The following is a 23,959-nucleotide window of genomic DNA, read 5'->3' as shown; positions in this document are numbered from 1 at the left end:
GCTTTTAAAGCCCCGTCAAGACTTTGACATCTGAATAGAATCGCCCCCAAGGTCCCATCTGCATATTTCCAAATGACGACTGACGAAATCCCGGCTGACACTCTTCCGGGAACCAAGAATTCATCGACACGTTGGCTGCTTCGACTTTTTCAGCAATCTTCATGGCCTTTTCCTGATTCGGAGCCCAGACCACTGCCGAATGAGCATAATAAGTCGTATTCGCCCACTTCAGCATTTCGTGTTGGTACTTCACTGCAGTCAGAATCAGAATCGGCCCGCGAATTTCTTCTTGTTGCATCTCTGAACAGTTTGGAAGATCCAAGCTAACTGTGGGCTTAAAGAAATAACCGGGACTTGCGGCACGCTCGCCACCAGTGATCAGTTTTCCTTCTTCCATCTTGATTTGCTGAGACTTCGCTTCCATTTGAGAAAGTACTTCTTCAGAAACTACCGGAGTCCAAGGGCTTGCATCTTTGGGTGATGTTGCAGGTTTTAAACTTGAGAAATATTCTCTGAGCTTTTCAGTAAATTCTTTTTGGAAAGACTCTAACACAAAAATACGTGTGCTATTCCAACAGAGCTGACCTTGGCCCACTAAAAAGCTTTGCAAGATTTCAGGCATTTTGTTTTGGAAGTCGACTTCATTCAAAACAAAAATATTATTCTTCACACCAGAATGAACTTGGATTTTCTTAAACTGCGGAATCGCGCCTTGAATGATTTTTTCAGCATTCGCTAGTTTCCCTACAAAATTCACACCGCGAATCGAGGGATGTGCCGCCAGCAATGCTCCTACTTCCGAGCCTTTGCCTTGAATCAATTGCACTAAGCCCTTCGGAGCTTGAACCTCTGTCAAAATTTCACCAAAGATTTTTCCGGTGATAGGAGAAAGCTCCGAAATTTTTACTAAACACACATTGCCCGCGGCGAGTGCAGCGACCAGGCGTTCACTTAAAAGGCGTAACGAAAGATTCCATGACAAGATGAAAGAAATAATTCCTGTAGGCTGAACTCTCAGCGGAGAATCCGTCTTTTTATCAAACTCTCTGACCCAGACAGCGGCTTCGCTGAAAGTTTTAATCGCAAACTGCACGCTCTTCTCTTGCACAAAGCTCTCGGACAAACCCTGATGCAGAGCTTCGGCATAAGCAATCTCATCGGCTTTTTTTGCGATCTTTTGGGAAATCTTTTCGAGAAGTTCGGCTCTTTGTTCAAGAGTCCATTTTTCTAATTCTGTCTGAGCTTTTTTCGCGGCTTGAATTGCGCGGATTACATCCATGGCATCAGAGGCCACGACATTTCCTAAAACTTCGCCGTTAAAGGGATTCATTTTCGGAAAAAAACTTTTTCCCGAAGCCGGCGCAAATTCACCATCGATATAATTTAGAAATTCTTGAGAGCTCATGCCCCCAACATCATGCAAAAGCTCTGAAAAGGCAACTATTGGCTGCCCTTAGAAAACGGATTGGTTGCGGTATTGCATTAGATGTTTGGCGATTTCGTCTGCCACCAGGATTTGCTCTGCCACACCCACCTCAATAGCCTTTTGCGGGCCATAAGGGAATTGTGCGTCTTCCGGGTGCTGAACAACCGTCATGCCACCTTTATTTTGAATAGCACTAAGACCGTCCACCCCATCTGTGCCATAACCTGCTAGAAGGATGGCGTAAACGCCCCCACCGTAGGCTTGAACAGCAGATTGGAAAAGAACATTGGACGAAGGCAATTGCGATGCGACCGGAATCCCTTTTTCAAGCTTGAGCTGAGGACCGTTGGCACCTGCAACTATTTTGCCGTGGTGACCCGCAGGGATCAGGTAGACGCTGCCCATACGCATGAAGTCCCCATCTTTACCCACAGCCAAATTCACTTTGGTTTTCCCCTTCAGCTTCTGACAGAAGCTTTCCAGGAAGTTCGTGACTATACTGCACGAAACGACCACCGGCGGAGTGTCCACCGCTAAAGAACATAAAATCTTTTCTAACCCAGGAGCGCTGCCTGCATTTCCGCCAAGCACCACCACTTTAAGTTCTTGGGTTTTCTTACGGGCCTTACCGGCTGCTGAGACATTCATCTCGACCGTCGGTACGACAGCTGGGCGTTCTTTGATTTTCTTTAAAACATTCACAGACGCCGCTGCCCGAACTTTTTCGACAAGTGTTGTCGCTAGGTCTTTTAGTACCTGAGGATCGAATTGTGAAGGCTTATGAACAAATTCGACGGCGCCGAGCTCGAGCGACTTCATTGCCGCTTCCCCGGTGCTTCCCAACGAAGATACCATCACCACTGGAGTCGGTTGAAACTTCATAAGCTTTTCTAAAAACATCACGCCACTCATACGGGGCATCTCGATATCCAGTGTCAGCACATCTGGCTTTTTGGCAGCAATCATCTCGCGTGCCTGATATGGATCCGCCGCTGCGCCGACAACTTCCAAACCGCTCTTCTGGAAAATATTCGTAAACAAAGTTCTGACCGTTGCAGAGTCATCGACAATAAGGACTTTGACTGTTTTTGCAACCTGAAGTGGTTTAAAGCCCGAGACATCAACTGATGCTGAACCCGCCGCCTCTTCGTTACTAAAGCTGTGGATAACTTCAAACGTATGAGTATTTACTTTCAAAGTACGGCCGGACTCTCCGCCGACATTTCTTTCGAGAATGCGGATGCCATGTTTTTGCAATAGGCGCTCGGCAACTTCGATATTTCTTTGCCCGATGCTTTCACCAACAACCGAAACTGCGATCACGTTTCCACCGCCGTAAACTTTGGCTTGGATTCTATCCAGCGAAGCTCCTAAGCGAAGCATTTCCTCGATAAGCATTTCTATTGCAGCAGAACCGTAGCGAGGATTTGGAACGTCATGCGCTCCGGGCTCTGCCAAAAGGTAATGATTCAGTCCACCGACTTTAGCAACTGGATCGTGCAAAGCTACCGCAACACAAGATCCCAGCAGAGTCGAAATCAATGTTTCTTCTTTGAACGCTGCTAGTTTTCCGGGGAATAGATAGTGCTTATTCATGTTTTACCAGTTTCTTGATATCTAAAAGCATCAGAGATTTTTGATCTCGAATCACGAACTGGTCGACAACTGGAGACAACAGGTCAGACTCTGAACAGCTTTGAAATTGAGAGGCTTCGAACTCTACGACATCGTCTGTTCTATGGACTTCCAAAGCAAAGAACGAGGATTCAAAGTCACAGACGACGAAATATGTTTTTTCATTTTTATCTTTTTTGTTTTCAAAACCAAAGTCATTCAAATTGATGACCGGAATTCCTTGCCCACGGAAGCTCATAAGCCCACGCACACCAGATTGTTGTAGTGGTAGAGGATAAACCTTCTTATTTCCGACAATTTCGATGACATGTTTTACCGGAACTACGAAGTGATGCTCGCCACTGACACACTGAAGGTACAGTTGAGCTCCATCACCTAAGACTCTCTTCAGAGCTTCTGAATATTTCGCAGCATACTCCGCAGAGTCTTCTTGGGTTTTAAGAATCTCTAAATATTCTTGAAGCAACTTTGACAGCGGGCCTGGAACATCTTCACTACTTAAAGCTCCAGACTCGATCGGAGTTTTAAGGCTTTCCAGAAGTCCGGCAAAATGAGTCATCTCATTTGATCGCGCTTCTGAGCACCATTCCGCTAAGGCCGCTTTTACATCAGCCGCGAAACTTCCCATCGAAACAAATCGAGCTAAAGACTCTACGGTGGTAGCAATGTAGTGGTCTCGCATCTCTTGAGCAAAGTCGTCGAGCTTCAGAGCACTCATGAAGCCTCCTTCTGCAAAAGACTTTGCAGTTCTTGCACATCAACGACATAAGCAACTTGCTCTTCCGTCAGTACGGAATTGCCTTTAAAACCTGGAACTTTCTTAATCAGGGTACCAAAAGACTTGATGACCAAATCAGCTTGATGCTGAATTTTGTCGACCAGCATCCCCAAAGTGAAATTTTCGAATTTTAGGAAAACAACCGACATGGTTTTTACTTTTTCCAAAGCAAGCGACGTTCTAAATTTGTAAACTTCTTCCACCGTCAGCAACGGAACTGTGCGATTTTCAAACTGACAAAAACGCATTTGGTCGACTTCTGTAACCTGAAGTTCGTCGCAAGAGCTGATATGTGAAACTTGAGACAACGGAAAGGCGAATGCGAATTCTTGCCACTCGCCTAACAAGCAACGCTCAATTAGAAGATTTTTAGGAACAGGAATATTTAGCTGAATACGGGCACCTTGCCCTGGGGTTGATTGGATATCAATACTTCCACCATAGCTCGTGACCATATTCTGCACGACATCCATCCCGACTCCGCGACCCGACATTGTCGTGATTTTTTCTTTGGTCGAAAAACCAGGATGAAAAATAAATGCAAATATTTTTTCTTCGCTGAGCTGACTAGCCTCAAGACTGTTCGTCAGGCCCTTTTCCAAAGCTCGTTGCAGAATACGATCCTTATCAAGACCGCGACCGTCATCCGAGATTTCACAGTGAATTACGGAACTTTTTTCTTCGACATGGATTTTTAGAGTGCCTTGTGCGGATTTTCCGGCTTGAGTTCGATCCTCGGGCTTTTCGATCCCGTGATCTAAAGCATTTCGTACCATGTGGATCAAAGATTTATACAGATCTTGCGCCAAAGCCTTATCTACTTCAAGTTCCCAACCCTCTTCGATAACTTGAACTTCTTTTTTAAGTTCATAGGCCGCTTGACGAATAAGCGGAGACAATCCCGAGAAGGCTTCCTTGAGTGGCGTCTTTTGCGCTTTATCCAAAATATTTTGGAACTGATCTGACAATGCATTCAAAGATTGAGAAAGGCTGTTTTGCTTTTCCAGCATCTTCTGCATCGAAAGAGTTTCTTTAGAAGACGTTAAAGTTTGAACGGAGTTCTTAAGAATAATGAATTCACTCGAAAGCTCCATCAAAGAGGACATTTGCTCCTTAGAAAGCCAAATGCCGTCTTTATTTTGCTTTTTGTCTTCGTCATGAGCTTCACTATGCAAAACTCTACGAGGAGTCTCTTCTATGGAAGCAGTCAGTTGGAAACTGCCATAACGAGATATGAGTTCAATCGCCTCACTGAGTTCTTCGGGATAAATCTCTCGGTGCGTGCGCAGGCTCTCTGCAAGAATTTTCAATAAACGAGAGCTGTGCAAAAAGATCTCGATACACTCAGTATTTGGTTGAATCTTTTGTTTGCGCAGACGATCTAACAAAGTCTCGAACTCATGGGAAAGAGAGCCGAATAACTGACCACCAGGGACAGCGCCGACACTGCCTTTCAATGTATGAACTTTGCGGAAAAGAGATTGCAGCAGGATTTCGTCGTGTGCTTGATTCTCAAGACGCAGGATATGCTCATCCAAATCAGATAAGATCTCTTCAGACTCTTTAAAAAAAGCTTCCGAGACATTTTGAACCTCACTGAAATCGAAATCGAGTTCAATGATGGCTGATGATTTTTTGTTCTCTGAATCTGACATAAACCCTTGCGCGCGCGACAATAAACTATTTGATAAATTATCGGAATTACTAGGGCTTATCTTTATGCTGTAAAGATTAATTGTGATTTAACTGCGGCCCAGAAGAGGACGTTCGTTCGACAAGAATTTATGGGAAGTGAGTGAAATCAAGAGGCGAGATACATGGTCAAATATGATGATGGACGAAGGTCTAGCTGACTAAGAAGGCATTATGTTACCCAGTCTGAGCTCTGTCCTTACTTCTGCAAAGTCGAATTTATCACAGTGGATGTTTTTGCATTCACGCCAAAAGCAGTTCCAAGATGCGGCCCTGTCGCCGTCGTCCAGTAGCCGCCAGTATTTCCCGTCACGATGGAATCTTGCACTGTGATCGAGCCAGTAAAATCATTGCTCGTCATGAACACACCACCGCCATTTGCACTCGCGCCAGCCTTGTTGTTCACGACGTAGTCGCCGCACAAAATGACATTCGTGGATCTTCCGCCATCTTGGTAAATAGCTCCGCCGTTACCACCGGATCCTGCTTGGTTTTGTCCATTGTGCACGACAGAACATTTCGAAGCATCGTTGTAGTTTGCACCATTGCCGGTCGCCGTGTTGTTTTGAAACAAGCTGTTGTAAATCTCAAGTTGCGCGAAAAGGCCTGCTACCGCACCACCGTTACTAGCTTTGTTATTTGCAAATTTACTATTTGCGATGACGATTCCAGACTTGCTTCCCAAAACGTAAATCGCACCGCCACCAGTATCAGGACCAAGTAGTGCCGCTTGGTTGTTTGAGAATGTACTGTTAATGATGGTTAGATTTCCATCACGCATAAAGAGGGCACCACCCTCACCATCATCATAACCTTGCGAGCACGGAGCTGGTGCCGTTGGAATCTTTGCGACCGGAGTCGTTTTTCCATTAATCACCGTGAGGTTCTGCAAAGTCACTCTGACCGTGTTCACCATAAAGTTGCTGGAATTAAATCGCAAAATCTGAACGGCGCTTTGTCCGTCAAGCGTTACACGACTACCACCATCAATCACGGTGTTAATATTTATCGGCAAGTTCAGTGTCGCCGTGACGGGGATTGTGACAGGATTTGCGCCACAGTTAAATGTAATGACTCCGCCCGCAGTGACTGCGGCTTTCAGCGCAGCAAAGGTACAACTTGCCGCGGTTCCACTACCCACAACAGTCGTTGGACGAGAAACATCCGCCAATTGCGCCGACGCAGGAAGCGCATTCGCACAACGAGTTGGAATCGTAGGATCTATTGGTGCCGGAGTAGGAGTTGCTCCCGATGATAGATTCGTGTTTTGCACATCAGAAAAATTTGAAGATGAACCGCAGTTCTGAAATACCAAAATTAAAATCGAAGCTGCTGTGATTTGTAAAACCACCGTTCCGATTTTGCGACGACTGTCAGCCATTCTTCCCCCACGTGCTCTTGACTATTTTACCGCCATTCTCCGAGGGAGAACTAAATAAAAACAATCTGCCTCGAAATGAGATGTGTTCTATGGCGGTGTGTAGGTTACGCGGCAAGCGCCTTTGATTCCGCTTCCACCAAGGCCGGGACTCCCATTGAAACCACCGCCTCCGCCGCCACCGGCACCGTAGTTTCCACCTGGATCCCCAGGCACTCCACTCATACCGCCTGCGGCGCCACCGCCTCCGCCGCCGCTACCGACAGAGGCAGAAAAGTTTGTTCCAGCAGATCCTGCAGCATTATTAGTAGTCCACTGATTGGCGCCTTTACCACCGGCACCACCATTATTCCCAGCGGTTGCTCCAGCTCCTCCCGTAGTGGTCGTACCATCGCCACCGACGCAAGTAGAACAGTTTCCACCTCCGCCACCACCGCCAGAGCCATTGGAACTTGAGGAACCAGCTCCACCATTACCGCCGGCGCTGTCTTGTCCGGCAGCACCACCGCCACCGCCCGCAGCAGAGACCCCACCGCCGGAGCCGCCACCAGCTCCGCCATTACCACCACTAAAAGCATTCGCTGAAGGAATTGATGATGCCGCACTTCCTCCGGCACCGGATGCACCAGCAGGAGTGCCGGTAGAACCGCCTTTAGCAGTGAGTGTTGCGCCACCATTGAATGTCGTGTCGCCCCCGTTAGTTCCTGAACCTCCACCGGAACCAATCACCACCGCCGCAGTTCCGCCTGGAGTGAGTGTCATATTCGTGACGTAAGTATAAGCACCACCGCCACCACCGCCACCGCCATTGAAGGTCCCTGTCCCCTGTCCAGCAGCACCGCCAGCACCGCCGCCGATACATTCAACTTTGTTATTGGAGTTATTCCAATTGGCAGGCACAGGCCACGACGCATTTGAAGTCACGATCGTAGATACAACAGGTGCATTAGGTGGTTTTTTAAAAAAAGCAAAAGGTGTTGTTTGTGAGCTTGCGAAGAAAGAAGTGAGAGTGATTCCGCAACCAATAGATAAGACAAATAATGTTTTTCTACTCATCATGAAATGATGTTCACGTCAGCTGCTGAACGAGTGCAATTATAAATGACCACAGTGGACGCAAACTGCTGCATTTCTGCAGCACTAACTGCTGCTCCTCAGAAAAGGCACGTTCTCTCGATCAGAAATTTACTAGCACGATTTTTTTGGAAGAGATTTTTTTGCGAAGGGAGTGAAATCAAGAGGCGGGACGGCTTGGATCCTTTCGGTGCTCAGCCGTCCGCCGGAAATTCTGGCGAAGTCTAGACGACTAAGAAGTCGTCACCTCCGCCTTGGTTATGTCACATGATAGAACCATAGCACCACCTCCTTCCCAACCTCCAGAGAGGCTTTCATCCATATTACCTTTTTGCGATATTCACCGCCATGGAAAATTCGGAAAAAGAGGTCCAGTCTTTCGAGTGTCATTTTAAGAGTGAAGCAAACGAAATAAATACGAGTAGATAGAAACGCGCGAATAAAAAATTCCGTATGGCTCAAATGACTCGCAGGATTTCCTAGCTTAGGTTTTAGAATCTCGTTCTCTCATTCTGAGACACAAACTTCGGTCGTTGAGATTTCTAGTCAGTGTGAATATAGCCATAATAAACTGAATTCTTGAATCTAAGTAGGCCCGGCTTCCTGTCACATTGCTCGTCATGAAGTCAGTGCTTTTGCGATGTCCATGTGGCCGTAAACCATTTGAATATTGATCGCAGGTACATATTGGGTTTAGCCTCGTGGCATGGGAATAACAATCGACAGAATAGATCATGTAGTACTGACAGTAGAAAATATCGAAAGCACAGTTATTTTTTATGAAAAAGTCTTAGGCATGAAAGCTGAAACTTTCGGCCAAGGGCGCCGCGCACTCTCATTTGGAAAATCTAAATTTAATCTCCATCAGAAGGGCCGTGAGTTTGAGCCAAAGGCGAAAGTACCTATGCCTGGCTCGCTAGATATCTGCATTATCACCGAGTCTTCAATTCAATCGGTTGTTGAGCACCTTAAATTGTGCGGAATTACAATTGAAGATGGACCTATTATGAGAACGGGAGCCATTGGGCCTATTGAGTCAGTCTATTTTCGTGATCCAGATTGCAATTTAATAGAAGTTTCGACTTATAGTCGTTAACCACTAATAACTTATCCACAATCTCAATAAAAAGCACTGACATCGAAAAATCAGTGCGTTTTTACTTATACTCTTGGTTCAAATAGGGTCTCTTTAAGCTACAAATGACGAATGATTTCCGCTTGAATCTTCTTCATCTCTTCGTCCGAGCGGCGTTGAGCTCTTTTGAAATCCAAATCTGGAATCGACCAAGCTGGGATTAAGTGCAAATGATAATGAGGCACTTCAAAGCCGGCTACGATCTGTCCTACTCGCGGACTGCCGGATGCTTTCAAAATCGCCTTACCAATTTTTTGCGACACTTGATGAAGACGTGCATAAGTTTCAGGTGGAACTTCAGTCCAATGATTGATCTCTTCTTTACAGATCACCAACGTGTGACCCAAATTCACTTGATCAATAGCTAAGAAGGACAGAATTTCTGCGTCTTCATAAATTTTGTAACAAGGCAATTCGCCCTGGATGATTTTTGTAAATACGGAAGCCATGCACCTCTCCTTAAAGTGCTATCAAGTTTTTCAAAATATTGCGGTTTTGGCCATAAGAATCATCCGTGAACCGAAGAATTCCATCGTTGCCCAAGAACGAAGTCAGGAACACCGTGTAGACCGGAATAGGATTCTTTAATTTGATCGGCGTATCATCTTTCATGACTTCACCCGGCTTCGCGACCGTCGCTTCGATTTTTGCACGGTCCCATTCTGTGCCTTTCAATAAGTACTCAGCCAAGTCCATTGGCTTTTCCAGACGAATGCAACCCGAGCTTAACAAGCGTTGTGCCTCGTAAAAAAGTTCACGTTGATTGGTATCATGTAGATAGATCGAGAATGAATTTGTCAGCTCGAACTTTACAACTCCTAAAGCATTCCAATAGTGAGGTTTCTGCCGAATATAGATCTCAGCATCCGTACCCGGCGTGATCGCCCACCAATTAATGCTTTCGGGATCTACTTTCTGTGTCCAATCGTGATTCCAAATTTCATAGTTACGGGACTCAAAGTAGTAACGAATTTGCCATTGCGGCAAAGCTTTAATCTCTTCAACTTTGTCCTCGATGAAAATTGTCGGAGGCACAACCCAGAAAGGATTCAGAATCACCTCGACAATTTTATCTTTCATCGTTGGCGATTTACGTTCGGATCTGCCATTGATGGTTCTAAAGCTTGTCACATAAGGAGGGTTTTGAGTTTTATCGACCAACACAAAATAGGTCATGGCTAGATTAATAAAGATGTAGCGATCCCCAAATTGTTGAGGAAACCATCGCATTTTTTCCATATCAGCCTGCAGCTGCTGAACACGATCCTTGCAAGAGGTCATCAGAAACTTCCACACCTGACCTGATGGATGAATGATACCATCGGGCTTCATGTGCATATTCCATTCGATATCATTCACAGCTTTCTCTGTGTCTGCATCGAAAATGTCGTCCTGGTTTGGAATAGAATATCCCAAAAAGCGCAGATGATTTTTGACGTTAATAATATTGGGATCTTGAACACCAAGCTTCAACGGCTTCTTAGAACGTTTCAACACCACCCAAGTATTATTCTGACAGGCAGAACTGACTTTCTGAAACATCGATTTCAACGCTATATATGGCGGACTCTGTGGCGCCAAACTATTCACAAGGACACTTGCATTTTGTCCCGTCGAAACAATCAATGCCTGCAGCTGTTTTGGTGAGTAAAACTTTTTACGCTCTATTTTAATGTCCTTAGGAAGAAGGGCAGGATCAACCGCGCCTATCGAGATGTCCTTTAGAAGGAGCAGAAAGTTTTTATTGGCACGTGCCTTCAAACGAGAGTCACCGCCTTTTTGGTAGCGACTCTCCATATCTTCGGACCAATATTTGCGAGGATTCAGACCATGCTCTGTCATGGTTGCAGCAACACTGCGAATAGCTTCTATAGGGAAGACATCCACGGCCGCGAGATATGCCTTCTCCTCCTTAGTCGCAAGTGGATCTATATCCACAAGTTCAAATGCCCACGCCCAAGCACTGAAAAGATGTACAAAAAAAACCGCCACCAAAAATAGTCTGAGTTGTTTCATAGTGCCACTCTCCCGACTACTATTCTTCAAACGGCAAATCGCTACGTTAAGATTTATTTAGAAGACATCCGGAGAGATAGGTGAAGATTTCTTCAGAATCAAAACCACTGTTCCCAAAACAACACCAGAAGTCCCCAGACATTGAGGTCAATTTGAAACCACTATCGCGAAATACCAAGGGAACACACAATGTGCTGTCGAAGAACACGGAAGGAAATATGTGCAGAGTGAAGATGATCTAGCTAAAAAGCTTTCTGCAAATTTGTAGGACTGGGTGTAGGAGTTGTCGTCATGTCTGTTTCTACTCCCAAGCGAATTGTGCCTACAGGTTTTTTGGTAGTGATCGCGCCGGCACTTTCTTTATCAACAGCGCTGGTATCAGGAAGTCCCATGGCGCTGTTAGGTCCGCGGATTCCAGTATCGTAAGGAGGCCCCTGTTGAGTAGTGCCCGCGGATCCAGAGGATCCAGCTCTTATTGTATTGGGAAGTTGTGTTTGCAGTTCTGCGTAGACAATTCCCGCCGTCAAAAGTGAGATCGCAAAGATCTTAAGGATGGTCCACATAGATACCTCCAAGCACAGGTCCTATGTTCCAAATTAAAGAATGCTAGATTGATGTCAAAGTGCCATTTGAAATAGAAATCATCACGTCCGTTAAACCCAACGGAAGAGGTCAAAATTCAGCTGATAAACCTCTGAGTGTCGAGATTTTCGTGAAATCTCCTCAGCCTTTTTCAGGAAAACCTGAAATTCTTTTTTCAGGTCGTCGAAACCGTTGGCGTCCATGGTGAAAGTAAAGTTCATACTGTGTTTTTCGGATTCAGGCGTTGTTTGTAAACGTGTTTGCGCTACCTGCCTGAGCAGATTCTGCCCTACTCTCATCAACGGATGATCTTTGTGGAAATGGGTACGCCATTTTTCTACTTCTAAAATCTCAAAGGCATCTTCCGGATCCAGTTTTACAAGCTCCATACGCTCTAGTTTTTTTAGAAGCTCTCGCACCTCGGGAACTTTAAGGCCAAGACGCGCGCCGATGCCCCTTGGATCTTTTCTTAGAGTGTCGCTCATTAAAGCCACGTGAAAAATCAAAAGATGTGGCGTGAACAAGTACTCCATCTGATTTGTTATTGCTGACGACTGCAGTTGTTGCGAATCTGCGTTTAGTTTTCTTTCGTTTTTTAAGCGATCAATCTTGGCAGCAAGTTCTTTCTTTCTCTCGGCCCGCGTGCATACGGCATGCGTCCGCAAAAGCAGAATGTAATCTGTTTCTTCACCCAGAAACTCCAGAAGCCTGCAGGTTGAATACAGGTCGTCTTCTGCCAGATGATGTGAGTCTTGATTTAGAATTTTCGAAAGATAGGTCGCCTGAACTCCTAGGTAGTCCGCCACCTTCTTAAAGCTCAATGAACGACGGCGTGTCTTCAGCTCTTTCAGCCGTAATTTCAGGATTTCCTTGTAATTGCTCTCGGCAAACACGTCCATAGTCCAGAAATTATACTTTTAGTGCAAGTTTTTCAACAAAATTAGACGAATTGATAATCAAAAAACATTCATTTTGGCCACATTCTTAGTTTCAAGGACGGCCGTCTGAAACATAGAAAAGAAATGAAAGTATTAAAACAAGGAGATGATGAAATGAAAAAACAATTTAAGACCCTAGTGACAGTATGTGCATTGTTAACAGTAACAGCGATGGAAGCTAACGCTGCGATGGCAGAAAAAATTTCGATCGTACCAGTTCTTGGCGGAAACAGTTTCAACTACGGCGGTAGCGGTATGGATTCTCGCGGCGGCACACTTGCTGGCGCAAACGTCTATATGTCTACAGGTGTTGAAGGCTTGCAACTTGAAACAGGTTTGAACTACTTGGAAACTGGCGCAAAAACAAACATGCTTTTTGTATCTGCAGAAAAAGCTCTTGGATACATAGCAATTCCGGTGCTGGCAAACTGGCAATTCTACAAAACAAGTGGCGGAACTGAACTTTTCCTTAAGGGCGGCGCTTATATTACACAATTAATGTCAGCAAAACTCAAAATGCAAGGTTTTGGTGGATCAGCAGAAGAAGATATCAAAAGCCAGATTTCCAATAACGACGTGTTAGTCACAGCGGGTTTCGGTGGACGCTGGACAGTCTTCAGTAACCTTCAGGCGGCTCTTGATTTGAACTACGCCCAAGGCTTGATCAAGACAGAGAAAGATGGCACCGGTAAAAGCTCTGGATTGATTTTGGGAACTTCTTTGATCATCCCGCTTTAATGCCAGAAAAATTAGATTTGTGGAGTTAAAAATATTGCGGTCATCATCTCCGCAAATCTTGGGAACCCCAGCCGGAAACGGCTGGGGATTTTCCATTTTAGAAACCGAAACATTTCGCGGCTTGCTCGCGAGGCATGTTTGAAAAACCAAAGTTCATAGTGGTTTTGAAATCTTTCGCAGCATCAGAAATAACCACATCTGTAATCGTCAAGCTTGCTGCATTTTGCCCGTGCCAAAGAGCTCTTTCCAAATAACCGAAGCCCGGCACTACTAGACGGCCACCTTGAACGGACCAAGTGCCTTTGATCGCTTTACAAGCGCCTGGAAAAAAGCCCGGACTGCCCGCTTTAAAAAGACTTTCTTGGTAGACAAGATCAAAAGTAAAATCTTGGTACAACAACAGACTTGCATTGATTCCAAGCTCATCACCGTTTGGCAACTTCGTTTTTGCATCCCACTCTGACATCAAATAGCGAGTGCTCGTCGTTACATTTTCTGGATCTGCATCGTCGATTGTTTCTTCAAAAATAAATTGCTTAAAGTAGGCCAAATCATCAGCGTCTGCTGCATGCACCAAAGGTGCTACTGTCAAAGTGCTTGCGAACAAAACGATCGCCATCAAAAATTTCTTCATAAATACTCCTTAAGGCCTTGCCGGCATTAGATAAATAAAACCAATTGGGGACGAATACTGAATCACTGGAACTAAACTTCCATTAGGCTGAGTCCCAATCACAGAAAAGGAACTTGGGCCAAGCTTTGCGTAAACGGACTTTTGAGGTCCCGGATTCTTTGGGATAAACTTGCCAGAGGCACCGAACTCCGCTCCGACCGGTCCAATCATGAATGGACGAAAGGCAGCTTCTTTCTCTGTGAAAACTTCTTGCTCTGTAGGCAGCTGCAAGAAAGACACAGGTCTTCCAGAATAATCACTCGGATTCGGAAACTCAAGACGAATGCTACCAATTTCATTTAGATCAGCCTTCTCGTCTTTTTTCGAAAAAACTTGGAATGCAAAAGGTCCCACGCTTTTCAAGACAAGGCAGTCATGATCCGTCGGCAGACCGAAAAACACTCTTGTTGTAGAGAAAACTCCGCTGCAAACATTGATCTCTGGATTCTGAGAAATCACGGACTCAACCGGAAGATCTTCATACTTTTCGATGTATTCCGCTTTGATAAGTTGATCCAAGAAAATTTCAGACATTAATCCTGTCCCAATATGCGGAAGCCCAAAGACGTGGCCAAGTTCATGCATCAAAGCATAGCGCAAAATCTTCGGACGGCTCCATGCGCCCGAGACAAAATCTTTACGATTCAAGTCGTTCGAGAAGAACATAAAGCCCTTCGCACGCAACTGCTTCAAATCGTATGCAGTTCGTACGGTCACGCCCACATAGTTTTCTGGCGCTTTTAAAAAATTTTTTTCATCTGCATTCAAAAGACTTGCACCAAAAAGAATGCGCAGTTGCACTTGTGGATCATCACACGAAACTTTTTTAAAGCTTTGCTGACCTAATTGAAAGCTGCCATCTCCGCCACCAAAAGCACGCGAGAACTCGCCCTTCCAAAACTGAAGTGCATCATTGAAAGCCGTTTCAACATTGCTTTCATCAATGCTCATGTCTTTTTTATCTAAACGGATGCAGTAAAGAACTTCTGACGTGTTTTTCACAAACCACGGATTGCGAGCGTCTTTAAAAAGCTCGCCACCCATTCCAACCCAGCCACCGTCATCTTTCGAGTCCGCGGCAAAAGCGCTGATTCCAGAAACAAGCAGAAGTGCGCACAGAAGACGAATCATTTTAGAAATCCTTCAGACGGAAATAGACTTGGCCTGATGCTGACAACATCGCCACTTGTCCCACACCTGGAGCAGTCGGCACAAAAGATACTTTTACTTCAAAAGAACTCTTATATCCGGTCGGTACAAAGTCACCCCAAACAGAGTGAGCCACTACTTTGCGCTCACGCGGAGTTCCCTTCGCTAGAGGTAATTCAAAAGTCGAAAACTTATACAGCGTTAAAGTCCCCTGCAAATTTAAAACCGTATCCAAATTCGCAAGATAGCGCTCCATCAAGCTGCCATTGCAGGTTTTGATGTCGTCTCTAGAGATTTCCTCGTAGTAACCATCTTCGGCTCCATAGATGACCGCTTTATCAGCATCCAACTGATGAACCGTCCGCGAATAAACAGATGCGATATTTTTACAGATACTGCCACAACCACCGATCACACCAGGTGAAGAGTCTGAGCAAGAGATCTCGCAAGACTCGACGAAACGATCGAATTGCGCGGTTTCGCTTAAACGGAAAAGAGAATCGAAATCCGCCGCCACCATTTTACTTTGTAATTGCGCTAAGACTTGTTGTGGGTCGTTGATAGAAATGGCCGCCAAAGACACGCCTGGAGCCAAAAGCCCTAAGATAAGAGACAATAAATAATTTTTCATGGACCAAATAGAACAATAGAGAACAACTTTTGGTCAAAAGAAAAAGGAGACTTTTCAGTCTCCTTCTCCATAATGTCTTATGATCTGACGCAGCCTTGCTTAGCGCTGCGCAACTGGCTTCCAGGTCAAGCCTTCTTTGCCAGCCCACTTACCGCGAGGACGGTAAATACGGTTGTTAGCGTATTGTTCGAAAGCATGTGCACACCAGCCTGAAATACGCGAAGCCGCGAAGATTGGAGTGAACAAATCAGTCGCAATACCCATTGAGTAATAAACTGTCGCAGAATAGAAATCCACGTTCGGCATCAAGCCTTTTTCTTTGTACATAGTATCGTCGATCAAAGTCGACATTTCGTACATGTGGTGCATACCAGCGTCTTTAGTCAATTTGTCAGACATGCTACGCAAGATACGAGCACGTGGATCGCCGTTTTTATAAACGCGATGACCGATACCCATTACTTTTTCTTTAGCAGCCAAAGCATCTTTAACGAATTGCTGAGCTTTTTCCATGTTGCCGATTTTTTTCAACATCAAGATTACTTGCTCATTCGCTCCGCCATGCAAAGGACCTTTCAAGGCACCGATAGCTGAAACGATTGCAGAGTGAAGATCAGACAATGAAGAAGCCGTTACGCGAGTTGCGAACGCAGAACAGTTCAATTCATGGTCAGCATGCAAGATCAAGCAAGTGTCCATTACTTTTACGTGTTCTGTCTTAGGCTCAGCACCACCGCCCAACATGTACATCATGTTCCAAGCGATCGATTTATCAGTTTTAGGAGCTACAGGCTCTTTGCCTTTGCGAATTGCATCGAATGCGCAAAGAAGAGTTCCCATTTTCGCAGTCAAACGAACTGACTTGCGTAAGTTAGCTTCTGGAGAGTTGTCGTTAGCATCTTGATCCCAGTGAGCCATCAAAGAAACTGCCGTACGCAACCAACCCATTGGGTGAACATTGGTTGGAATGCCTTTCAAAACTTTGATGAAGTCTGGACTCAAAGCCATCTCTTTGTGAAGATCAGCACTGAAAGCTGAAAGCTCTTGAGCGTTTGGAAGTTTGTCATTCCAAAGAAGATAAGTAACTTCTTCGAATGTAGAATTCGCAGCCAAATCATCGATTGTATAACCGCGGAAATTAAGGTGATCACCAACGATGAATGAAACTTTCGTTGTGCAGGCTACTACGCCTTCTAAGCCTTTATCCAAGGCACCTTCATAAATAGTCACGTCTGCCATTTGAGTATCCTTTCTGACCATGAAGTGAAACAGGTCAGTCTTAACAAAACTTTACTAAACAAGTCACATACATTTACGTCTTTGCAAGTTTGATGACTCGATCCTTCACTTCCATGACGATCACCGTCTGGTCGCGGAGAGGACTCTGTCTGCCAGTGAACTTTTCGTTCTGATGCATAATCTCGTTTCTAAGCTCGTGCACGCCCTGACGTGGCGCCATACGAACGGATTCGCGGAGGCCTTCGCCTCCCCACATTTGCCCTTGAGGATTTTGCGCCCCCACCAAGCCTTCCGTGGCGATCACTAAGCGATCCCGCGGATTCAATTGTAGCTTCAGGCTTTGCGGCTGCGTGTTAAAATCTCTGGAAAAGGCCGGCCCGCAAGCTTCTAAGGTCTGCAAGCTCTCTTGGCCATAAACTTGTAGGCAAGCTTCCACTCGGCCAACGCTGGAATAGCTAAGTTCATAAGTACGACGGTCAATGACACCATAAAAAACGCTGGCCTTATCACTATTCTGAATATTAGGGACCAACTCTTTGGTCAGAAGTTCTAGCATTTTATGTGGCTCAAGCCCACGGCGGGCTTCGATTTGGGAAGAGATTTTAATAAGAACCGATAGAAATAAAGCCGACATGGTGTAACCAGAAGAACTCGCTACGACGACGCCAAACTTCAGTTTGTCTTCGTGCTCAAAAATATCAAAGTAATCACCGCCAAAACGATCCCCCGGTTGGTACTTCGAACTGCACTCAAAGCCGCTGATGTTCGGCAGTTGTGTCGGCGACATCATTTTTTGGATCAAACCCGCCATTCGGATTTCTTCGGTGATCTGGCCAATCAGATTTTCCAGGGAAACATTGGCTTTTGCCAATTCCTGACGATATTTCGAGAGCTCCTTGTCCTTAGCGACGAGTTCCATCTCGAGTTCTTGAATGCGTTCTTTAAGAGAGTCTGTTTCCTTAGCCATCGGTGTTTTATTTTATGTGTTTTTATTCGCGAGGTTAAGTAAACATATACGGGAAGGACCTTAGTCTAAAGATTTCCCTCACAAAACCGACAAGAATCACATGCGGTTCTTCGTCTTTTTATGTCTCATAATGATCCATTTGCAAACATTGGCCGAAAGCTCTCTGACCGCATCGCAATTGCTGGAACAAGCCCGTGAAAAAGCCGGCGAATCCCCGCAAGAAAGTCTGAAACTCCTAGACCAAGTCGAGGAGCTGCAAAAAACAAAATTTCATCTGCCCGATGCACTCGAAGCCGCTTTAATTCGTTGTGACTACTATTTAGATAACGACGATCCTCGCGAAGCCCTCGCCATCGCCGACAAATGGTTGGACCGCTCTAAAGAAATGAAAGCGGACCAGGTTTTTAAAGTCCGTCTTTGCCGCGCCAATGCACTGGCGAAAAAAGATGACTCCCACTTGGCTGAGTCTGAATACAGACACCTACTAAGTTCCGCTCAAAATCATAAGAACCTCGAACAAGAAGCCTCGGTCCTGCTGGACTATGGAAAGTTCCTAAGCTTTCTCGGTCACTATTCGGACGCCCTTGCCCACCTGCAGGCAGCACAAAAGTCCTTTGCCGACCTCGGGAATGAGAACAAAGGCCGCATTACCTTAAATTCGATCGCCATTCTGTACGGACGCATCGGTGAAGACAAAAAATCTATCGAGTACTTTCAAGAAGTTCTAAAACAAAATCGTAAACTCGGAAAAAAACGCAACGAGGCCGTAGTGCTCTACAATATGGGCCGCCGTTATGAAGATCTGAAAGACATCGACGCCGCATTGAAGTCCTATCATGAGTCTTTAAAAATCCACAAAGAGCTTAAAAACGTTGCCAGCGAAGCATTGCTAGAAAAATCCCTGGGCGGCATCTACAACCTGAAAAAACAGCCCGACAAAGCCTTGGCCTTTTTGCAAAGAGCCCTCAAAGTTTTCGAGGAAAAAGGCCTTGTTAAAAACCAAGCCCAAGTGCACCTAGAAATCGCAAACGCCTATCGGCAACTAAAGCTTTATCCTCATGCGACTCGCGCCCTTGAAAAAACCGAAGACCTCTTTGGCGCTCAAGTGTCTTTGTCGCAAAAAGCCGACCTTGCAGAACAACAAACCTTGCTCTTCAAAGAGCAAGGCCGCTGGCAAGAAGCCTATAGAAAGCTGACTGAGTTCCAAAAGTACTCGGAAGAACATATTCTTAAACAAAAAGAAGAACAGCTACTACGTCAGCAATTGAAGTTTGAAATCGCTCGCAAAGAGAATGACAACCTGATTTTACGCCGCGAGAACGAGCTTAAAGAACAAAAACTGCAAGACTCGAATCGCATCCGCGCTTTGCAAGTTTCAGTCATGGCTTTGGTCGCCGCTTTATGCTCGTTAGTTGGTGTATTCCTCATTCGCCAAGTCAGAGTCGCACGAAAAATGAGAACTCTGGCCCACACGGATGAGCTTACTAAAATTGCCAATCGCCGCCACGTCATTACTTATGGCGAAGAGATGCTAAAACAATGCCGCGAGCTCAATTTGCCATTCTCGGTGTTATTGTTAGATATCGACTTTTTCAAAAAAGTGAACGACAACTTCGGTCATGCCATTGGGGATATAGTTTTATCTAAAACTGCAGAGATTTGCGCTTCGGTGCTTCGTAAAGGCGACTGCATTGGTCGTTTTGGCGGCGAAGAGTTCTTGGTGATTCTTCCAGCGTCCTCACCACAACAGGCTGCTGAAATCGCCGATCGTATTTGCACACGTGTTGCCGTCACAACGATGAGTGATATCCATGCAAATTTGCGTGTGACAATCAGTATTGGGGCTGCCAGTGATATTACATCTAGCAAATCACTAGAAGAGCTCACGGCGAAAGCCGATGAAGCTCTTTATCATGTCAAAAACAACGGAAGAAATGGAATTAAAGTAGTTTCCGTGGCTTAAGCGCATCTTTCGCAAGAGGCAGCCACATAGACAACGTCGTGACTTCTCGGTCATGCTCTTGCAAAAACGCTTGAGGAATTCGGGCACGCTCTTTCGCATCCAACTCCCTTTTTTGCGCCACTAACAGATCTAATCGTTCATGAAGCTTGTTTAAAACATAAGTCCCGATCGAGTTCGAAACCAGTCCACGAGATATCCACTTAATCGAAAAGTAATCACCCTTTTGAACTTCATCAATTTTCTTTTGAGCAGCAAAGTGCCCCCACGTCATCGATGCTGCACATTGGGCTGCTACGACAACAAAATACATCGTAAAGAATTGCAGACTCTTCTCGGTGAGTGGATTCGTATCAAAGGTAAATCCCCAAGAGAAAACCTCTCGGACACCTCCAGCCAAAACAAAGCCAATGACCAATCCAATCATACTGGAAAGAGCATAGAGCTTGGCTGTTTTTTGAGTGTCTTGATTCAACTTACGGGACTTCCACATCAAAACCGCGACATGGGCAAGCATCTCACCAATGACCATGGCAATCGCACCATTTAGCGACAACGAACCCGCACCTAAAAGTGCCAGTGCTAAAAACACCGTCCATGACTCTACACGAATCACCAAAGTTAATACGAAGGCTGCTGCCAGCCACACAAGCTGTGCAGCAAAGCGACCATCCGCAAGCAAGAAATGAAATTCACTTTCTCCAAGGAAAGATAATAGACTGTCTTGATATCTCAAGACTGAAAAACCGCCCATGAGCAGAACATAAAGTCCCAAAGTTACTGCGGCCCAGGCGCGCCCCATACGCCACCAGTAAGAGGCAATGGCAAGAACTCCCGTCAGAATCCCGAAAATCGTACCGTCCATTTGCCAAGTTAAAAGCATCGCAAGCATCGTCGTCCACAAACCCGCGGCGCTAAGGCACAACAACAAAATAGAATAACGACGAGAAAAGCTACGCGAATTAATCAAAGCCATCGCACTGTATTGGTTTTGCAAAAAACTACCTTGGCTCACATCACAAAGCTTCGTGACAGTTACCATTTTCAAAATAGACGTCGGCTCTGGCAATTTCAAAAACTGATGTTGAAGAGGTGACAAGACTAAACTGATTCCATATCGGAAAACGTAAGCGCCACCAATCATTGCAACAACCGCAATCAACCAACTCATCATAACGACCTCATATACACATCGTAACGAACAACTTTGCCCTCGAAAGAATGTCTTACTCCAGGAAGCAGTTCTTCGGCTCCCAACGGGCGTTTCACGACCACGCGGCTCACAGGCCACTTCAATGCCTCTTCCAAAACTCGGCTGGCATCTTCATCATTGCCAACAAGTTCACGGAAAACCACCATTTCTTGCTTCGGCAAAGCGGTTTTCTTTTTGTGTGGATACATAGGATCAAAGTAAATAGCCTCGATATCCCGAGAGCTTGTCTGAGACTGTAAATATTCAAAACTATCAGCGCAAATAAACTGAAGCTTCGGCTGAAGTTCCTCTGATCGCTTCAAAGCTTCATCAAGAAGTACGAAAAGCAAACGAGATCTCTCAACAGAAGTCACTTGAAAACCAAGTTGAGTCATAAAGACAGCATCGATTCCAAGCCCAGCAGACAAATCCAGAACTTTACGCACTCCCTTAGAGTAGCCCAATGCCTTTGCCAAAAGCTCGTTTTTTCCACGCAAGCCACGGCGTTGATAATTCAAATGGTCTTTTAGAAAATCGATTTCTAAAGCACGCTCTTGAGAATCTAATAGGCGAAGACCCGCAAAAGTAAGTTCTAAATGAAATGTAAAACTCTGTGGATTTTCCGGATTCACGGGAATTTGTAAAAAGCTCGCAAGCTCTTGGGCTTTAGCAGACAGACCCTGTTCTTGAAAAGTAAGACAGGCTAGAATCCCCATGCCTGCCACTGAGCCCAGTACCAAATATTTTCAAGTGCCCACAGGAAGATCGTCACCAAAACCAGATTATAACCACGACGACGAACGCGAACTAAGTCGGAACCCACCGGGCTTTGCAAGTGATTGATAGCGATAAAGAAAGGAAATGCACAAAACGCGATGACAGAGCCCAAGAACCATGTCCAGAAATCGCCAGCGTAACGAAGATGATACAGCAAGAACATTCCTAGAAAAGCAAGCCACCACCACTTCAACATCGTTTTGGCTTTATCAAAACCAAGCCAGGTCACAGTGTTGTGGAAACCAGCTTGCGAGTTAATCATAATAAATTCAAAATTTTTGATGTGCTGAAGGAAGACCACAAGCCATCCCCACATAACACCCAAAAACAGAGACTCCATATCCCAAGAGCCCGCGATGGAAATATGATATCCCGTCGTCAGCAACGGACCTAAAAGCAAGAAAACAAAAATTTCTCCGCCTCGTTGATACTTGAACGAGCCTTTTTTCAGAAACTGCGCCCACACACCTACAAGCACTGTCAGCATGACTACGCCGACTACGACAGGGAAGGCAAAGATCACCATACCAGCCGCGACCAGAGCTAAAAACACAAAGAAGTTCGCCCAAGAGCGTACTTGCGCTGCTGTCATCCAGCCACGCTGAATCACGCGACTGCCGGCTTTTGGATTGATACGATCCAAGCCTTTCATGTGATCAGTGAAGTCATTACGCAGATTCACAGCGATGTAAGAAAAAAGAATACCCAAAGTACTCAAAACAACCACGAGTGGATCGTGGATGGTTTTATCCGCCGTGTTCTTTACCAAAATCAAATACATTGGGAAAAGCACAAGAATGAACGCACGGACTTTAAGAAGGTACAAAAGAAGCACCGGCAAAGAGGGACGTTCAATCTCGCTGACCGGTTTGATTTCAAAGGTCACGGTCTCTTGCAATGAATTCGCATTCAAAGTGCGCACAGGCAAAGCTCTCTTGTCTTTTGAGAACGTGCCCAAAAGATAAGACTCAAATTCAGGAGAGCTTTTAGAGAGCGTTACTACATCACTCACGAGTTTTTCTTTCTCCAATAGAGAAGGTCCGTAAGTGGATTCAAATAAGTAAGAAGTTTTTCTTCACCTGGCTTCAGGTAAACTTTCAAGCGATCCATGTGATGGAAGTACAAACGAATCAATTTTTCGTTCGTTTCATCGAAGGCTTTCAATTTAGCATCAAAGGCACTTTTACCGCCGACGCTGTTGTAGAAGCTCTCAAGATCTTTCGAGCGTACCACTTGATCGATTTGTTGACGGCTTAAACCTTCGCAAACAAAAGCTCCGAAAGAATTCAAATAGCCGGATTTCAAATCGCCCAGAATCGCTTTGCCCTCAAAATTACGAACGTCGTAATCCAGCAAGTCGTCACTGCGCTGGAACAGCTGTCCTAGAATCGTGCCCATCTCTTCCAAGATGCGATGAAGTTCTTCGTCGTAACGCTCAAGAGCGATAAACGGCGCGCGCAAACACCACTTGAACAAAGACGCTGTTTTCAAATTGTGAATGCGATCGAGTTGATCCAAGGTCACGAAGAAGTCGCCGACAACCGAGTCCTGCAACCATTCCCCTTCCAAAAGATCCGAGATCACTTCGGAAGTGTAATGAACAAGCTTGATATTGCCGTGACTAGAAAGATTCACCATCACACGCGCAAGCAAATAGTCGCCGGCCAAAACGGCGTACTCTGGCGTATATTTCAACCATGCCGTTGGTTTGCCACGGCGAAGATGCGAGCGGTCCACCAAGTCATCATGCAAAAGAGAGGCGTTATGGATGAACTCGATGGTTTGAGCCAATAGAAGCTCGGTTTTTGAATTGAGCGACAAAGAATCACTCATCATCCAAATCATTTTGGCGCGAAAGCCTTTACCGCCGTTGAACAAATCATCGTAAAGTGAGTTCAGTTTTGGCAAATAGGCCGGAAAATCCTTAGAATCGTAGACTTTTAGATCTATGACATTGCGCTGCAAAATAGTCTCCTGAC

22 protein-coding genes are annotated in these 23,959 nt (G+C 45.3%); 3 read left to right on the top strand and 19 right to left on the bottom strand.

Annotated elements, in window-relative coordinates:
• Nucleotides 1-4: 4 nt before the first annotated feature.
• The 6 genes from ACLWBB_RS02775 to ACLWBB_RS02750 form a co-directional block, all read right to left on the bottom strand.
• Entirely contained in the window at nucleotides 5-1,405 is a 1,401-nt protein-coding gene (locus ACLWBB_RS02775; protein WP_413290032.1) for an aldehyde dehydrogenase family protein, read from the bottom strand.
• A gap of 48 nt (nucleotides 1,406-1,453) precedes the next feature.
• Nucleotides 1,454-3,022: a chemotaxis protein CheB gene (locus ACLWBB_RS02770; RefSeq protein WP_413290031.1), complete on the bottom strand. Its 1,569-nt coding sequence runs from the start codon at nucleotides 3,020-3,022 to the stop codon at nucleotides 1,454-1,456.
• Nucleotides 3,015-3,779, bottom strand: a complete 765-nt coding sequence (locus ACLWBB_RS02765; RefSeq protein WP_413290030.1) for a chemotaxis protein CheW — start codon at nucleotides 3,777-3,779, stop codon at nucleotides 3,015-3,017. The genes ACLWBB_RS02770 and ACLWBB_RS02765 overlap by 8 nt, the downstream gene beginning before the upstream one ends.
• Nucleotides 3,776-5,494 carry a chemotaxis protein CheA gene (locus ACLWBB_RS02760; RefSeq protein WP_413290029.1) on the bottom strand — a complete coding sequence of 573 codons (1,719 nt, stop codon included), beginning with the start codon at nucleotides 5,492-5,494 and terminating at the stop codon, nucleotides 3,776-3,778. The genes ACLWBB_RS02765 and ACLWBB_RS02760 overlap by 4 nt, the downstream gene beginning before the upstream one ends.
• A gap of 236 nt (nucleotides 5,495-5,730) precedes the next feature.
• Nucleotides 5,731-6,912: a hypothetical protein gene (locus ACLWBB_RS02755; RefSeq protein ID WP_413290028.1), complete on the bottom strand. Its 1,182-nt coding sequence runs from the start codon at nucleotides 6,910-6,912 to the stop codon at nucleotides 5,731-5,733.
• 87 nt (nucleotides 6,913-6,999) lie between these two features.
• Complete coding sequence (locus ACLWBB_RS02750) at nucleotides 7,000-7,968, bottom strand: hypothetical protein (RefSeq protein WP_413290027.1); 969 nt, start codon at nucleotides 7,966-7,968, stop codon at nucleotides 7,000-7,002.
• Between the two features lie 721 nt (nucleotides 7,969-8,689).
• On the opposite strand from ACLWBB_RS02750, the gene ACLWBB_RS02745 reads away from it, so the two are divergent.
• Nucleotides 8,690-9,079 carry a VOC family protein gene (locus ACLWBB_RS02745; RefSeq protein ID WP_413290026.1) on the top strand — a complete coding sequence of 130 codons (390 nt, stop codon included), beginning with the start codon at nucleotides 8,690-8,692 and terminating at the stop codon, nucleotides 9,077-9,079.
• Nucleotides 9,080-9,177: 98 nt separating this feature from the next.
• Here ACLWBB_RS02745 and ACLWBB_RS02740 read toward each other — a convergent pair whose 3' ends face one another.
• The 4 genes from ACLWBB_RS02740 to ACLWBB_RS02725 form a co-directional block, all read right to left on the bottom strand.
• A complete protein-coding gene (locus ACLWBB_RS02740) occupies nucleotides 9,178-9,567 on the bottom strand; it encodes an HIT family protein (protein ID WP_413290025.1) in 390 nt (129 codons plus the stop codon).
• 10 nt (nucleotides 9,568-9,577) lie between these two features.
• Nucleotides 9,578-11,134 carry a L,D-transpeptidase family protein gene (locus ACLWBB_RS02735; RefSeq protein ID WP_413290024.1) on the bottom strand — a complete coding sequence of 519 codons (1,557 nt, stop codon included), beginning with the start codon at nucleotides 11,132-11,134 and terminating at the stop codon, nucleotides 9,578-9,580.
• Between the two features lie 242 nt (nucleotides 11,135-11,376).
• Entirely contained in the window at nucleotides 11,377-11,697 is a 321-nt protein-coding gene (locus tag ACLWBB_RS02730) for a hypothetical protein (protein ID WP_413290023.1), read from the bottom strand.
• 90 nt (nucleotides 11,698-11,787) lie between these two features.
• Nucleotides 11,788-12,615 carry a TIGR02147 family protein gene (locus ACLWBB_RS02725; RefSeq protein ID WP_413290021.1) on the bottom strand — a complete coding sequence of 276 codons (828 nt, stop codon included), beginning with the start codon at nucleotides 12,613-12,615 and terminating at the stop codon, nucleotides 11,788-11,790.
• Between the two features lie 153 nt (nucleotides 12,616-12,768).
• Between ACLWBB_RS02725 and ACLWBB_RS02720 the strand changes: the two genes are divergently transcribed.
• A complete protein-coding gene (locus tag ACLWBB_RS02720; RefSeq protein ID WP_413290020.1) occupies nucleotides 12,769-13,392 on the top strand; it encodes an outer membrane beta-barrel protein in 624 nt (207 codons plus the stop codon).
• 97 nt (nucleotides 13,393-13,489) lie between these two features.
• Here ACLWBB_RS02720 and ACLWBB_RS02715 read toward each other — a convergent pair whose 3' ends face one another.
• From ACLWBB_RS02715 to ACLWBB_RS02695, 5 genes are all read right to left on the bottom strand, one after another.
• On the bottom strand, nucleotides 13,490-14,026 hold the full coding sequence (locus tag ACLWBB_RS02715) for a hypothetical protein (RefSeq protein ID WP_413290019.1): 537 nt from the start codon (nucleotides 14,024-14,026) through the stop codon (nucleotides 13,490-13,492).
• Between the two features lie 9 nt (nucleotides 14,027-14,035).
• Nucleotides 14,036-15,196, bottom strand: coding sequence for a hypothetical protein (locus ACLWBB_RS02710; protein ID WP_413290018.1), 1,161 nt, complete (start codon nucleotides 15,194-15,196; stop codon nucleotides 14,036-14,038).
• Between the two features lies 1 nt (nucleotide 15,197).
• Nucleotides 15,198-15,845, bottom strand: coding sequence for a hypothetical protein (locus tag ACLWBB_RS02705; protein ID WP_413290017.1), 648 nt, complete (start codon nucleotides 15,843-15,845; stop codon nucleotides 15,198-15,200).
• A 99-nt stretch (nucleotides 15,846-15,944) separates the two neighbouring features.
• On the bottom strand, nucleotides 15,945-17,084 hold the full coding sequence (locus tag ACLWBB_RS02700) for a citrate synthase (protein WP_413290016.1): 1,140 nt from the start codon (nucleotides 17,082-17,084) through the stop codon (nucleotides 15,945-15,947).
• A gap of 73 nt (nucleotides 17,085-17,157) precedes the next feature.
• Nucleotides 17,158-18,051, bottom strand: coding sequence for a PP2C family protein-serine/threonine phosphatase (locus ACLWBB_RS02695; RefSeq protein WP_413290015.1), 894 nt, complete (start codon nucleotides 18,049-18,051; stop codon nucleotides 17,158-17,160).
• A gap of 139 nt (nucleotides 18,052-18,190) precedes the next feature.
• Here ACLWBB_RS02695 and ACLWBB_RS02690 point away from each other — a divergent pair, with 139 nt between their 5' ends.
• Nucleotides 18,191-20,014: a diguanylate cyclase gene (locus tag ACLWBB_RS02690; protein ID WP_413290014.1), complete on the top strand. Its 1,824-nt coding sequence runs from the start codon at nucleotides 18,191-18,193 to the stop codon at nucleotides 20,012-20,014.
• Here ACLWBB_RS02690 and ACLWBB_RS02685 read toward each other — a convergent pair.
• Genes ACLWBB_RS02685 through ACLWBB_RS02670 form a run of 4 tightly spaced genes read right to left on the bottom strand, consistent with a single transcriptional unit; the run spans nucleotide 19,992 to nucleotide 23,945 of the window.
• Nucleotides 19,992-21,185 carry a hypothetical protein gene (locus ACLWBB_RS02685; RefSeq protein ID WP_413290013.1) on the bottom strand — a complete coding sequence of 398 codons (1,194 nt, stop codon included), beginning with the start codon at nucleotides 21,183-21,185 and terminating at the stop codon, nucleotides 19,992-19,994. The genes ACLWBB_RS02690 and ACLWBB_RS02685 overlap by 23 nt on opposite strands.
• Nucleotides 21,182-21,919, bottom strand: coding sequence for a class I SAM-dependent methyltransferase (locus ACLWBB_RS02680; protein ID WP_413290012.1), 738 nt, complete (start codon nucleotides 21,917-21,919; stop codon nucleotides 21,182-21,184). Before ACLWBB_RS02680 ends, ACLWBB_RS02685 begins: the two co-directional genes overlap by 4 nt.
• The gene (locus tag ACLWBB_RS02675; RefSeq protein ID WP_413290011.1) at nucleotides 21,907-22,992 is read right to left on the bottom strand and encodes a UbiA family prenyltransferase; all 1,086 of its coding nucleotides are present in this window, start codon (nucleotides 22,990-22,992) and stop codon (nucleotides 21,907-21,909) included. The genes ACLWBB_RS02680 and ACLWBB_RS02675 overlap by 13 nt, the downstream gene beginning before the upstream one ends.
• On the bottom strand, nucleotides 22,989-23,945 hold the full coding sequence (locus tag ACLWBB_RS02670) for a polyprenyl synthetase family protein (protein ID WP_413290010.1): 957 nt from the start codon (nucleotides 23,943-23,945) through the stop codon (nucleotides 22,989-22,991). The genes ACLWBB_RS02675 and ACLWBB_RS02670 overlap by 4 nt, the downstream gene beginning before the upstream one ends.
• Between the last annotated feature and the right edge of the window lie 14 nt (nucleotides 23,946-23,959).

Source organism: Bdellovibrio sp. HCB337 (assembly GCF_047302465.1).
Taxonomy (GTDB): Bacteria; Bdellovibrionota; Bdellovibrionia; order Bdellovibrionales; family Bdellovibrionaceae; genus JACMRP01.
This window is presented reverse-complemented; position numbering and strand designations above follow the sequence as displayed.